A 12158-nucleotide genomic window follows, 5' to 3' on the forward strand; every position below is an offset into this window, starting at 1 on the left:
CCCACTTTTCGACTATCGAAGCCCCTGCTATAGCCCGGGGCATGAGCACAAATCCGAACCGCATCCCGCTTGACCATATCCGCAACTTCTCGATCGTTGCCCATATCGACCATGGCAAATCGACATTGGCCGACCGGTTGATCCAGTCGACCGGTGGTCTTGCCGAACGCGATATGTCCGAGCAGGTGCTCGACAATATGGATATCGAGCGCGAACGCGGCATTACCATTAAGGCCCAGACCGTGCGTCTGCACTATAAGGCCAACAACGGTGAGACCTATGTTCTCAATCTAATCGACACCCCCGGCCACGTCGACTTTGCCTATGAAGTCTCGCGCTCTCTGTCTGCCTGCGAAGGCTCGCTACTGGTGGTGGATGCATCGCAGGGCGTAGAAGCCCAGACGCTGGCCAACGTCTATCAGGCGATCGATAACAACCACGAGCTCGTTACCGTTCTGAACAAGATCGATCTGCCCGCTGCCGAGCCGGATCGCATCAAGGAACAGATCGAGGAAGTCATTGGCATTGATGCTAGCCAAGCCGTTCTCATTTCGGCCAAGACCGGCCTTGGTATTCCAGACGTGCTGGAAGCCATCGTCCATCAGCTGCCTCCACCGAAGAGTGAGCTTGGTGAAAAGGGCCCGCTGAAGGCGCTTCTCGTCGATAGCTGGTACGACACCTATCTCGGCGTCATGGTTCTGGTGCGCGTGCTCGATGGCGTTTTGAGCAAGGGTCAAACCATCCGCATGATGGGCACGGATGCAAAATATCAGGTGGAGCGCGTCGGCGTTCTCACACCCAAGATGGTCGCTGTCGATAGCCTCGGCCCGGGCGAAATCGGTTTCATCACCGGCTCGATCAAGGAAGTGGCGGATACGCGCGTTGGCGATACCATCACTGAAGATAAGCGCCCGACTGAAAAGGCACTTCCGGGCTTCAAACCCGCGCAGCCAGTGGTTTTCTGCGGCCTGTTCCCCGTCGATGCGGCAGATTTCGAAGACCTGCGTGCCGCCATGGGCAAGTTGCGCCTCAACGATGCGTCGTTCTCGTTTGAAATGGAATCGTCCGCCGCTCTCGGTTTCGGTTTCCGCTGCGGTTTCCTTGGTCTTCTGCACCTTGAAATTATTCAGGAGCGCCTCGAACGTGAGTTCGATCTCGATCTGATCGCGACTGCACCTTCGGTGGTCTACCAGTTGACGATGACCGATGGCTCCGAGCGCGAGCTGCACAACCCGGCTGATATGCCGGATGTGGTGAAGATTGCCGAAATTCGTGAACCATGGATCAAGGCGACCATTCTGACGCCGGACGATTATCTTGGTGGCATTTTGAAGCTCTGTCAGGATCGCCGCGGCGTCCAGACCGAACTCACCTATGTCGGTAAGCGTGCGATGATTACCTATGAATTGCCGCTGAACGAAGTTGTGTTCGACTTCTACGACCGCTTGAAATCCATCTCCAAGGGATATGCGTCCTTCGATTACCATCTGGATGGTTATCGTGAAGGCAACCTCGTCAAGATGTCGATCATGGTCAATGGCGAACCGGTGGATGCGCTTTCTATGCTGGTGCACCGTACCGCTGCCGAAAAGCGCGGTCGCGACATGTGCGAAAAGCTGAAGGATCTTATCCCTCGCCACATGTTCAAGATCCCGATCCAGGCGGCTATTGGCGGAAACGTCATCGCCCGTGAAACGATTTCAGCCATGCGCAAGGACGTGACAGCCAAGTGCTATGGTGGTGACGCCACCCGTAAGCGCAAACTTCTGGACAAGCAGAAGGAAGGCAAAAAGCGCATGCGTCAGTTCGGCAAGGTTGATATTCCGCAGGAAGCGTTCATTGCTGCCCTGAAGATGAGCGACGACTAAGCGTTACACATTAAAATCCACAATAAAAAAGGGAGGCGAACGCCTCCCTTTTTTGTTCCGAATAGACAGTCTGTAAAAAGAAAACTGCCCGCCTCGAAAGACGGACAGCTCTCGCTCCTCCCGGTAACCGTTAGGTTATGGGGTGGTCGATGTGCCACCACCCGTTGCTGGGGCAGCAGGCGCAGCATTGTTGGCTGGCGGCTCAGCTGGCGTTGTTGGTGCCATAGGCTGAACTGCGGGAGCCTGCTCCGTTGCGGCTGGCGGTGTGGTCGTTGACGATGTTGTTGTTGGGTCCGTTGTTGGACCACCCATCTGCGACCAGATAAAGACACCCGCCAGAATGAGCACAATCAGAGCGCCGAACGGAACCCAAGATGATGATGAGCGTGCTGGCGGTGCCAGATTTGGATCAATATGCGGTGGCACATTTGGATTCAAATCCGGCCGTGGGCGAAGTTCAGGATTTCTGTCATTTGGATCATACGTCATGTTACTTCCTCCTTCTGGATCAAGAACGCGTGATCGGCAAAAGAGTTCCAGTTGCGGTCAACAAGGGTTAAAAACATGAGGAACGTTGGCCATAAATGACAAAAGCGCCGGGGCTATCCACGGCGCTTTTAGGTCTATCTTAATAGTAACCCTAGCGGCTGGCGGTGCGAGCCGGACCGGATCTGGCGACCCAGCGATGCCAGTCTTCGATGCTGCCGTTGAACACATTCAGATCGATCTTGCCGGACACGCCTTGTGACAGGCCCGAACCGGAATACTGCCAGAACACCCACTTGCGGCCCGGATAAACCTTGGAAGGATGCTGGGCAACGGCACGAAGCCAGAATGGATAGTTGAGGAATTCGCCGGACAGGTGATCCTTGTAGAAGTCAGGTGCGGTGTAGATAACCGGACGCTGGCCGTAATGGCGTTCCAGCATGTCCATAAACACCTGCATCTTTTCCAGAACCTTGGCGCGTGGAAGACGCATCTTGCAGCTGGACTCACCGTTGTATTCAACGTCAATCACCGGCGGCAGGGCATCCGGGTCCCGCGGCACGTTGCGAATGAACCATTCGGCCTGATGGCTGGCCGGGCGGCACCAGTAGAAGAAGTGGTAAGCACCGCGACGAATACCGGCTTCCTTGGCCAGCCTCCAATTGGTCTTGAACATCGGGTCAAGATGGTCGCCGCCATCGGTTGCTTTGATATAGGCAAAGTTTGCGCCTTGTGTGCGCAGCTTTTGCCAATCGATATTGGCCTGCCAGCGCGAAACGTCGACGCCGTGCACGGCGTAATGATTAGGCGTAACCTTGCCGAAATTGATCGGCTTAGCGTCACGGAACTGGCGGCTATAGATCCGAGAGCGTACCTGTGGGCCTGCCATGATCGCCGGGCTTGCTGCCATCGCCATCGTGACCGGGCGCTGGTCGGGAACCGGCATGCCAACGTTTGGCGCGACAACGGAAAATGCCTGAGGTTCTTCCGGCACGGGACCGCCCCATGCCAGCAGTTCCTGATGCTCATTAGAGCCGGAGGCCTGTGCGGCGCCAACTGTCGCCGAAGGAATGGGGCCGGATGTCGGAGTTACAGAGCTGGTGACTTCTCTGGACGGAGAGGAAACACCTGTCATGATGCTCTCTGGCCCAGAACTGGATGTACAGCCGGACAGTGTCAGGCAGGCAAGGAGCAATGCTGGCACAACAGATGAACGCATGGGAATCCGTACTCAAAACAAAACAGAAAATACGAGAAAAGCCTCCTCGCTAACGTTCTGCTAGGATTAAAGAACAATTATCAAGAAAGATTAAATTGCGTCCGACCAGAATGTGTTTATGGCCGTAAAACGGCTATTTTCCGAGGTTTCGGCGCTGCATTCAGCGGAAACCGAACTTGCCAACCATGATGATCTGTTAGGAAATGTGGCGAGACCACATGGTAAAAATCCATTCATTTTTAGAGACTTGAAATTCAGGCCCGCGAAATGTGGCAGGATTGATGAATGTGGGTAAACGCCGTTAAGGCCTTGTCAACCACACGCAAAGCTTGCTGAAAAAATGACAATAAGGCCGGAACCGCGGTTTTTGAGCGTTACGAGCCGGCGAGAACCGGTTGCTGATCCTGCTTTTGCGTGGTGTTGTCATTCTGCTCGATCAGCTTTACCCAGGCGCGGGCCAGGGCAAGTCCCGCCACGTCAGCCTGTGTACCGTTTTGTGCCTTCTGGTCGGCATAACCGGCCAGCCAGCCCGGTGAAATCGTTTCAATGCTGTCGGCAAAATTGCTGCGCCAACCCTCAACCACCGAGGTGTCTGCCTCGAAGTGAAACTGGGTACCGTAGGAGGCGCGGCCAATCCGGAAAGCCTGGTTGATTGCTGCGCCATTGGAGGCTAGCCGCACCGCATCCTGTGGCAATGTAAAGCTGTCATAGTGCCACTGGAAAATACGGAAGTTATCGCCAACACTGGAAAACACTGGATCCCGTCGGCCTTCTTCGTTGACCTCTATATTTTCCCAGCCAAATTCACGCGTCACCTTCAGCAGGTTTTCGCCGCCATGGGCACGCGCCAACAACTGGCTGCCGAGACAGATACCGAGAACCGGCTTATCCGCTTCGGTAAAGTCACGCATCAATTTAGCAAGTCTGGGCAGGTAGGGATATTTTTCGTCGTCCACGGCGCTTTGTTCCCCGCCGAACACCACAAGCGCATCGTGACTGTCTGCATTGTCAGGCACAGCCTCACCAAGATAAACGCTGATCACGTCAAGCTCGGCGTTAACCTCGGCCAGGGCGGCGCCCACTTGTCCGTGGGGTGTACCTGCCATGTTCTCAATGATTGCGACGCGCATGAAGTCTACCTGTAAGCAAATTTAGCGCGCTAAATTGACCATGCGACTGGTCGCTTGACAAGACCAAAGGCAGCACTGGCCGCCTTTGGTCGGGGCTATTTTTCTGTTTTCGTCAGAAAGATCAGAACACTTTTTTCAGCTTGGCATCCACGGAGTGGCAGTTGCCGCCACGCACTGCAAAGAACAGGAAGATAGCTGCCCACAGGATCGACTTCTCACTGCCCGCCAAGCCCTCGGCTTTGACGATGCCGTGGAAGTAAACGGTCACAAGCAAAACGATAGTTGCGGCAAAAGCCGCAGGACGCGTGAAAAGACCGATGGCGATCAGAATGCCGCCGAAAAACTCTGTCGCTGCCAGTAAGGGTGACCAGAACACGCCGGGGTAAAAACCAAGGCTTTCCACCATGCCAACGGCGCGAAAGGGGTCCATGATCTTGCCGTAGCCATGCGTCACAAGAAGAACACCGGCAGCAACACGCAGAATGGTTTCAACGATTTGGTGGGTGCTGTTATAGACGGGTGCGATAGCCGGAACGATGAGACGCTGCGATGATTGAATATTATTCGTCATAAGAAACTCCGTGAATTGAACATGGTGTTTTCTCTAAAGCTGTATGACGTGAAGACAATCAAGCATCGTGTCAAAACATGATTATTTTTGTTAATATTTCCGTGAACGAGATTTGATGATGGAGAAGCCCGTGAACGATACGACCGCCAAGCCCCGTGTTGCCATCGTCTATTGCACACAGTGCAATTGGCTGCTGCGGTCCGGCTGGATGGCGCAGGAATTGCTGCAAACCTTTGGTCAGGACCTCCACGAAGTTGCACTCGTTCCCTCGACCGGTGGCCGTTTTGAGATCACGGTAAATGACACTCTCATCTGGGAGCGCAAGCGAGATGGCGGGTTTCCCGGACCCAAAGATCTCAAGCAGCGTATTCGTGACGTGATCGATCCCGAACGTGATCTTGGCCATACGGATCGCAAGGCCAATGAGGGATTGGATACCTGAACTGCCTTAAGAGGCCAGGTCTGCAACCACGCTGTCGAGGATCAACATGCCTGACGGCGTGCAGCGAATGCGCGAATTGCCGAGACGTTCGACGAAACCATGCTGAATGAGGAAATCTTCGCGGTCCGGGTCCAGTTCGCGACCGGACAGCGACTGCCAGCGGACCAGATCGATCCCTTCGCGTAAGCGCAGGCCCATCAGCAGCAATTCGTCTGCCTGCTCGTCATAACCCAGCATTTCCTGATCGATCATGCCGTGGCCTTGCCGCTCAACCAGTTCAAGCCACGCTTCCGGGTTGCGCTCTGTGACGGTCGCCAGTTTCACCTTGCTTTGCGAAAGGCGTCCGTGCGCGCCGGGACCAATGCCAGCATAGTCACCATAACGCCAATAGGTCAGGTTATGGCGGCTTTCAGCGCCGGGGCGGGCATGATTGGAAACTTCATAGGCCGGCATGCCGTGACGGGCGGTAATCTCCTGCGTTGCCTCGTATAGCACGGCAGAATGCTCCCCATCCGGCACAATCAGTTTTCCGGCCTTGTGCAGCCCGTAAAAGGCTGTGCCTTCTTCGATTGTCAGCTGATAAAGCGACAGATGGTCCACCGCGTAGGAAATGGCTTCGGCCAGTTCTCTTTCCCACTCTTCAACCGTCTGATTGGGGCGGGCATAGATCAGGTCAAACGACATGCGTGGGAAAATCTCGCGCGCCAGCTTGATGGCCTTTAACGCATCCGCGACGTCATGCAGACGTCCCAGAAACTTCAGATCCCGATCGTTGAGAGCCTGAACGCCCATCGACACGCGATTGACGCCCGCGGCCCTGTAGCCGCGGAAGCGTTCAGCCTCGACGCTGGACGGGTTGGCTTCCATAGTGATTTCAATGCCGTCAGGCACATGCCAGTATTTGGCGATGCCATCAAGAATGGCGCCGACGGTCGCAGGCTCCATGAGGGATGGCGTGCCGCCACCCATAAAGATGCTGCTGACGACCTTAGGGCCACCAAGCGTGCGCATGGTCTGCATTTCCTTCAGAAACGCAGCTGTAAAACGCTCCTGATCGACCGGCTTGTGGCGGACATGACTATTGAAATCGCAGTAAGGACATTTGGCCGCGCAAAATGGCCAATGCACATATATTCCGAAACCGGGTTCCCCGGTATCAGGCAATAGAGTAGCACCGGGTGCAGATAGAGTACCGCTCCGGGCGCTGGTCATCATGCTTCGAGGCAGCTTTCAACAAAAAGCTTGAAGGCGCGGGCACGGTGCGAAAGTGCAGTCGCATCGCCTGGCTTCCAGCCATGTTTCTGTTCAGACGGCATTTCACCGAACGTCGTGTCAAAACCTTCCGGCTGGAACACCGGATCGTAACCGAAACCTGCCGTGCCGCGTGGCGGCCACACAACAGTTCCTTCGATCTCGCCACGGAACATTTCCGTGTGACCATCAGGCCAAGCAAGGCACAAAACACTGACGAAGCGGGCGGCACGATCCTTTGGATCCGTCACACCTTTGTCAGCAAGCGCCTTTTCAACCTTTTCCATGGCCATGGCGAAATCGCGCGTACCATCGGCGGTTTCTGCCCAATTGGCGGTGTAAACGCCGGGGGCGCCGTCGAGCGCATCAATCACCAGGCCGGAGTCGTCGGACAAAGCTGGAAGACCGGAAGCCTTTGCCGAGGCCAGCGCCTTGATCGCAGCATTTTCTTCGAAAGTCGTGCCGGTTTCATCCGGCTCTTCGAAGTTCAGTTCTGCCGCCGACTTTGCCGAAAAACCGAAAGGTCCGATCAGTTCGGCGATTTCTGCAATCTTGCCCTTGTTGTGGCTGGCAACGACGATGGTGCGGGTGTCGAGTTTACGCATGTCTTATCCAGATCTCAGGCGATTGCCTGCTTTTGCAGGGAAACCAGTTCAGCGCAGCCTGTCTTGGCAAGACCGAGCAGCGTCAGGAATTCCTGCTCGCTAAACGGTGCGCCTTCGGCAGTCCCCTGGATTTCAACGATACCGCCGGAACCGGTAATGACGAAGTTTGCGTCCGTTTCAGCAGACGAATCTTCAAGATAATCGAGATCGATAACTGGCTGGTTCGCGAAAATACCGCAGGAAATGGCAGCGATATGGTCTTTGAGAACCTTTTCGACCTTCAGCATGTTGCGGCTTTCCATCCACTTCAGGCAGTCATGAAGGGCAATCCATGCGCCGGTAATGGAAGCGGTACGGGTACCGCCGTCTGCCTGAATGACGTCGCAGTCGATGCTGATCTGGCGTTCGCCCAGCGCCTGCAGGTCAACGACAGCGCGCAAGGAACGGCCAATAAGGCGCTGGATTTCCTGTGTGCGTCCACCCTGCTTGCCGGATGCAGCTTCGCGCTTCATGCGTTCATGGGTAGAGCGCGGCAGCATGCCATATTCAGCAGTCACCCAGCCCTTGCCGCTGTTGCGCAGCCATGGTGGGGTCTTTTCTTCAAGGCTCGCAGTGCAAAGTACATGCGTATCGCCAAACTTGACGAGACAGGAGCCCTCGGCGTGCTTGGAAAAATTGCGCTCGAATGAAACCTTGCGCATCTGGTCTGTTTTTCTGCCTGACGGCCGCATGACGGACTCCTCTTGAATTGGTCGGAGCCTTCTAGTGCCTTTCCCAAGCAATTGGAAGGCTCTGGCCCATCTATCCCGGTTTTGCGCCGCAAAACCGATCTTGGGAAGTGGAATTTCCGTTTTGCCGAAGGTCGATCAGTGATTATAGTTGATGGTCTCAGGCAATCGACAGAGATGACGGTCAATATGGGTTTTTCCATTCCGATAGCACAGGATCAATTCGCGTCGCTCGACGAACGTTCGCGCGAAATCTTCCGCCGTATCGTGGAAAGTTATCTCGAGACGGGAGAGCCGCTCGGGTCGCGTAACCTGTCGCGGCTTTTGCCCATGTCGCTTTCACCTGCCTCCGTTCGCAATGTGATGAGCGATCTGGAGGAGCTCGGACTTATTTATTCGCCGCATATCAGTGCGGGCCGCCTGCCGACACATTCGGGCCTAAGGTTTTTTGTCGATGCCTTCATGCAGGTCGGAAACTTGTCTGATGACGAACGCGCCAATATCGATCGGAATATCGCGCCACTGTCCAATCGCGAACAACCCCTGCAGGGAATGATGACGCAGGCCAGCCAGACCCTGTCGGGCATGTCGCGGGGCGCTGGGCTAGTCATAACCACCAAAAACGATGTGGTCATCAAACATGTCGAGTTCATCCGGCTTGAGCCGTTCAAAGCACTCGCCATTCTGGTCGGTGAACACAATCAGGTGGAAAACCGTATCATTGATCTGCCGGCCGGCATCACATCTTCGCAGTTGACGGAGGCTGCCAATTTTATCAATGCCCACTTGTCCGGGCAGACACTGGATGAACTGCGAAGTGAACTGAATGCGCTGAAATTACAGGTGCAGACCGAACTTGGTACATTGGCGCAGGATCTGGTGGAACGTGGTCTGGCCGTTTGGGCCGGCGATAGCGAAGAGGGTAAACCCGGCCGTCTTATTGTTCGGGGACGCTCCAATCTGCTGGAAGGGCTTGGCAGCGAAGAAGATATGGATCGCCTGCGCCTGCTGTTTGACGATCTGGAGCGCAAGGACAATCTGATTGAAATTCTCGACCTGGCTGAAAGCGGGCCGGGGGTACGTATTTTTATCGGGGCGGAAAACAAGTTGTTTTCTCTGTCCGGTTCATCGCTGATCGTCGCGCCTTACCGTGATAATGACAATCGCATTGTTGGTGCTGTTGGCGTTATCGGGCCGACAAGGCTAAACTATTCCCGTATTGTGCCGATGGTCGATTATACGGCACAGTTGATGGGGCGGTTATCGCGAAAACCGCTATAGTTAGCTGCCATATTCCTCAACTGACAGTTCTTTGCGCACCGAATGGCGGCTAAGCCTTGATTTTTGCCCGTCAAACATCGATATCGGGCGCAACATCAAAATTTAATCTGGAGACCGTCATGACCGACGACACGAACAAGACCGGATCTGACGCAAAGCAAGCGGAAACGGCATATGAAGAAACTGTAGCGGACGCTACGGTTGATGAAAATTCCGCGCCTGTCGAAGAAACACCTGATCCTTCCGAGGCGCTAAAGGCGGAAAACAACGACCTGCGCGACAAGTTCCTGCGCCTTGCTGCTGAAATGGACAACCTGCGTCGCCGCACAGAACGCGATGTGAAGGATGCCAAGGCTTATTCGGTGGCTGGTTTTGCCCGCGATATGCTGGCCGTATCGGATAATCTTCGTCGCGCGCTCGAAGCAATTCCTGCCGAGCTGAAGGAAAATGCTGAAGCCGGCATTGCAGGTCTTATCGAAGGCGTTGAAATGACCGAGCGTTCGATGCTTTCGACCCTTGAACGCCACGGTGTCCGCAAGATCGAAGCGGAAGGTGAAAAGTTCGACCCGAACTTCCACCAGGCAATGTTTGAAATTCCAAACCCTGCGGTTCCCAACAATACAGTTGTTCAGGTCGTTCAGGCAGGCTTCACCATTGGTGACCGTGTTCTGCGTCCTGCCATGGTTGGTGTTGCCAAGGGTGGCCCAAAGGGTGAAGCCGCAGCAGGGGCTGAGCCAGGTACTGGCAGCCTGAATGAAAAAGATGCGTGATCTCTGATCACCAGCGTTTGAAACTTTTAAACCCCGGTCATCAACCGGGGTTTTTTAGTGTCAGGATCGGGAGAATCGCCGATCCAGCCAATCAAAGGCGTAGTCCTGCTGCTCGGCCTCGAAAACATGGGCGCCGGGCCAGATTTTGCTGTCCAGACAGTCTGCACGCTGCCATGCAGCCCATACACGCCCCATTTTTTGCAAGGCTTCAGTGACGGAGCTGACGGGAAAAAGCCTGTCTTCCTTGCCGGCAAAGACCAGCATGGGCCGCGGTGCCACAAGGCTTGCAACATCGGGATAATCCAGAAACTGGATAAGGCCCGGATGGGCCATGTGCCAAGCAGAACCACCACGCAGCTGGTTGTTACCCGGCACCATCAGACTCTTTGCTGTGGCCATCCAGTTCACCGCCACCGTCGCGGTGATAGTGTCGGTCAGAGCTGCAGCCTGCCAGGCGCGGAATGCGCCCATGGAAAACCCTGCTGATGCGATCTGTTGTTTGTTGACCTCTGGCATGCTGGCTAAAAACTCTGCGGCGCGGGTGTCCTCAAGCGCCATCAGACCGGCAAGGGAACTCCCCATATTGGCAAAATTGGCCGCCAGCGCCTGCTGTCCATCATACGTCAACGGCCCGCGATCACCCCAGCCGAGTGCGTCGACTGCCAGCACGACATAACCGCGGCGTGCCAACTCGTCACCGGGAAACCTTCCTGAAAAATGTCTATCTGCCCACCCTTGTGCGGAGTGCAGCTTATCTGGACCATCCCAAGGCGAAATTAGTTTTTCTTTGCCGATATCGAATTTGGAACCATGGTCATGGTAGAAAACAGTTGCCGGAAATGGTCCCTTGCCCTGGGGTAACAAGAGCAAGCCAATAACCCGGCTGTCGCGCGTGAGGTTGAACGCAATCTTCCGGGCAATAAAATCACCACGGTCGATTTCATCGACAATTTCGGGATCAAAACCAGTTCTGTCTGGTGTCTGCCAAGTGAGTTCCCAGATCTTTGCTCGAGCTCGAGCCTTCCAGTCCTCGAGATCGCTGACCTCAGGCGTCCATGCCATTGAATAGGTCAGTCGCTGTTTCAGTCGCTCACTGAAAACCGGCAGGTGGTCTCCGGTTACACCGGTCATTTGCACATCAGGCATCTGGTCGAGGTCAAATGAACAGTCATCACCAACGCTGGCCCCACGCTTTTCCGGCTCCATGCATCCTCCGTCATCAGCGCTCACGTCTGATGACGGTTGATTTACCGCATGGAATGAAAAATCGGAATTGATTTTAAGGGGGATTATTAAAGCAGGTCGCTGTTGATAGACTGCTGCACGCCGTCGTGCAGCCTCAAGCGGCGTTGGCCTGCTCTTGGTTCAGGAAGGCATATATTGCCGTGTCCGAATCGGTTGCACGCAGCTTGGCAACTAGATCCTGGTCGCGCAGAACGCGGGCAATGCGTGAGAGGGCTTTCAGGTGGTCAGCACCTGCACCTTCAGGCGCCAGCAGCAAAAACACCAGATCAACAGGCTGGTCGTCCAGCGCCTCGAAATCCACGGGGCTTTCCAGACGTGCAAATACACCGACGATCGATGAAATGCTTTCGAGTTTGCCGTGCGGAATGGCAATGCCATGTCCAACACCGGTGGAACCAAGCCGTTCCCGTTGCAGAATGACGTCAAATACCTCGCGTTCCGGAACACCTGTAATCCGGGATGCCTTTGCAGCAAGTTCCTGGAGAAGCTGTTTCTTGGAATTTACCTTGAGGGCGGGGATAATCGCATCTTGTTGCAGCAGGTCTGCCAATGCCATTTCGTC

13 protein-coding genes are annotated in these 12158 nt (G+C 55.0%); 4 read left to right on the forward strand and 9 right to left on the reverse strand.

The window, feature by feature from the left end; all coding sequences use genetic code 11:
• The first annotated feature begins 29 nt into the window (after positions 1-29).
• Positions 30-1868, forward strand: a complete 1839-nt coding sequence (gene lepA, locus ACZ5FM_RS17020; RefSeq protein WP_250983681.1) for a translation elongation factor 4 — start codon at positions 30-32, stop codon at positions 1866-1868.
• Between the two features lie 135 nt (positions 1869-2003).
• On the opposite strand, the gene ACZ5FM_RS17025 is transcribed toward lepA, so the two are convergent.
• The 4 genes from ACZ5FM_RS17025 to ACZ5FM_RS17040 form a co-directional block, all read right to left on the reverse strand.
• Positions 2004-2357, reverse strand: coding sequence for a hypothetical protein (locus ACZ5FM_RS17025; protein WP_192486625.1), 354 nt, complete (start codon positions 2355-2357; stop codon positions 2004-2006).
• A 151-nt stretch (positions 2358-2508) separates the two neighbouring features.
• The gene (locus ACZ5FM_RS17030; RefSeq protein ID WP_259147953.1) at positions 2509-3573 is read right to left on the reverse strand and encodes a glycoside hydrolase family 25 protein; all 1065 of its coding nucleotides are present in this window, start codon (positions 3571-3573) and stop codon (positions 2509-2511) included.
• 374 nt (positions 3574-3947) lie between these two features.
• Entirely contained in the window at positions 3948-4703 is a 756-nt protein-coding gene (locus tag ACZ5FM_RS17035; RefSeq protein ID WP_312946721.1) for a type 1 glutamine amidotransferase, read from the reverse strand.
• A gap of 121 nt (positions 4704-4824) precedes the next feature.
• Positions 4825-5274: a DoxX family protein gene (locus ACZ5FM_RS17040; RefSeq protein ID WP_312946718.1), complete on the reverse strand. Its 450-nt coding sequence runs from the start codon at positions 5272-5274 to the stop codon at positions 4825-4827.
• 130 nt (positions 5275-5404) lie between these two features.
• Between ACZ5FM_RS17040 and ACZ5FM_RS17045 the strand changes: the two genes are divergently transcribed.
• Positions 5405-5716, forward strand: a complete 312-nt coding sequence (locus ACZ5FM_RS17045; protein ID WP_312946716.1) for an Rdx family protein — start codon at positions 5405-5407, stop codon at positions 5714-5716.
• 6 nt (positions 5717-5722) lie between these two features.
• On the opposite strand, the gene hemW is transcribed toward ACZ5FM_RS17045, so the two are convergent.
• From hemW to rph, 3 genes are read right to left on the reverse strand one after another with little or no spacing between them, the layout of a single operon-like run.
• Entirely contained in the window at positions 5723-6928 is a 1206-nt protein-coding gene (gene hemW, locus ACZ5FM_RS17050) for a radical SAM family heme chaperone HemW (RefSeq protein WP_464040491.1), read from the reverse strand.
• Entirely contained in the window at positions 6928-7572 is a 645-nt protein-coding gene (gene rdgB, locus ACZ5FM_RS17055) for an RdgB/HAM1 family non-canonical purine NTP pyrophosphatase (protein ID WP_259147949.1), read from the reverse strand. The genes hemW and rdgB overlap by 1 nt, the downstream gene beginning before the upstream one ends.
• Positions 7573-7586: 14 nt before the next feature.
• Positions 7587-8303: a ribonuclease PH gene (rph, locus tag ACZ5FM_RS17060; protein WP_192486631.1), complete on the reverse strand. Its 717-nt coding sequence runs from the start codon at positions 8301-8303 to the stop codon at positions 7587-7589.
• A gap of 186 nt (positions 8304-8489) precedes the next feature.
• Here rph and hrcA point away from each other — a divergent pair, with 186 nt between their 5' ends.
• Both hrcA and grpE read left to right on the forward strand, forming a co-directional pair.
• On the forward strand, positions 8490-9581 hold the full coding sequence (gene hrcA / locus ACZ5FM_RS17065; RefSeq protein ID WP_464040492.1) for a heat-inducible transcriptional repressor HrcA: 1092 nt from the start codon (positions 8490-8492) through the stop codon (positions 9579-9581).
• Positions 9582-9700: 119 nt separating this feature from the next.
• The gene (grpE, locus tag ACZ5FM_RS17070; RefSeq protein ID WP_192486632.1) at positions 9701-10351 is read left to right on the forward strand and encodes a nucleotide exchange factor GrpE; all 651 of its coding nucleotides are present in this window, start codon (positions 9701-9703) and stop codon (positions 10349-10351) included.
• Between the two features lie 60 nt (positions 10352-10411).
• Here the strand turns inward: grpE and ACZ5FM_RS17075 are convergent, their stop codons facing one another.
• Together ACZ5FM_RS17075 and ptsN are read right to left on the reverse strand one after the other, a co-directional pair.
• Complete coding sequence (locus tag ACZ5FM_RS17075) at positions 10412-11557, reverse strand: dienelactone hydrolase family protein (RefSeq protein ID WP_464039306.1); 1146 nt, start codon at positions 11555-11557, stop codon at positions 10412-10414.
• A 133-nt stretch (positions 11558-11690) separates the two neighbouring features.
• Positions 11691-12152, reverse strand: coding sequence for a PTS IIA-like nitrogen regulatory protein PtsN (gene ptsN, locus ACZ5FM_RS17080; protein ID WP_192487797.1), 462 nt, complete (start codon positions 12150-12152; stop codon positions 11691-11693).
• Positions 12153-12158 lie beyond the last annotated feature (6 nt).

Source organism: Agrobacterium sp. 5Ca50 (assembly GCF_055381905.1).

Bases quoted from the DNA above. Each gene is read 5' to 3' on its own strand.
- ACZ5FM_RS17040 (WP_312946718.1), bottom strand. From the start codon at position 5,274: ATGACGAATAATATTCAATCATCGCAGCGTCTCATCGTTCCGGCTATC.
- ptsN (WP_192487797.1), bottom strand. From the start codon at position 12,152: ATGGCATTGGCAGACCTGCTGCAACAAGATGCGATTATCCCCGCCCTC.
- hrcA (WP_464040492.1), top strand. From the start codon at position 8,490: ATGGGTTTTTCCATTCCGATAGCACAGGATCAATTCGCGTCGCTCGAC.
- ACZ5FM_RS17035 (WP_312946721.1), bottom strand. From the start codon at position 4,703: ATGCGCGTCGCAATCATTGAGAACATGGCAGGTACACCCCACGGACAA.
- ACZ5FM_RS17030 (WP_259147953.1), bottom strand. From the start codon at position 3,573: ATGCGTTCATCTGTTGTGCCAGCATTGCTCCTTGCCTGCCTGACACTG.
- rph (WP_192486631.1), bottom strand. From the start codon at position 8,303: ATGCGGCCGTCAGGCAGAAAAACAGACCAGATGCGCAAGGTTTCATTC.
- ACZ5FM_RS17025 (WP_192486625.1), bottom strand. From the start codon at position 2,357: ATGACGTATGATCCAAATGACAGAAATCCTGAACTTCGCCCACGGCCG.
- rdgB (WP_259147949.1), bottom strand. From the start codon at position 7,572: ATGCGTAAACTCGACACCCGCACCATCGTCGTTGCCAGCCACAACAAG.
- hemW (WP_464040491.1), bottom strand. From the start codon at position 6,928: ATGACCAGCGCCCGGAGCGGTACTCTATCTGCACCCGGTGCTACTCTA.
- ACZ5FM_RS17075 (WP_464039306.1), bottom strand. From the start codon at position 11,557: ATGGAGCCGGAAAAGCGTGGGGCCAGCGTTGGTGATGACTGTTCATTT.
- grpE (WP_192486632.1), top strand. From the start codon at position 9,701: ATGACCGACGACACGAACAAGACCGGATCTGACGCAAAGCAAGCGGAA.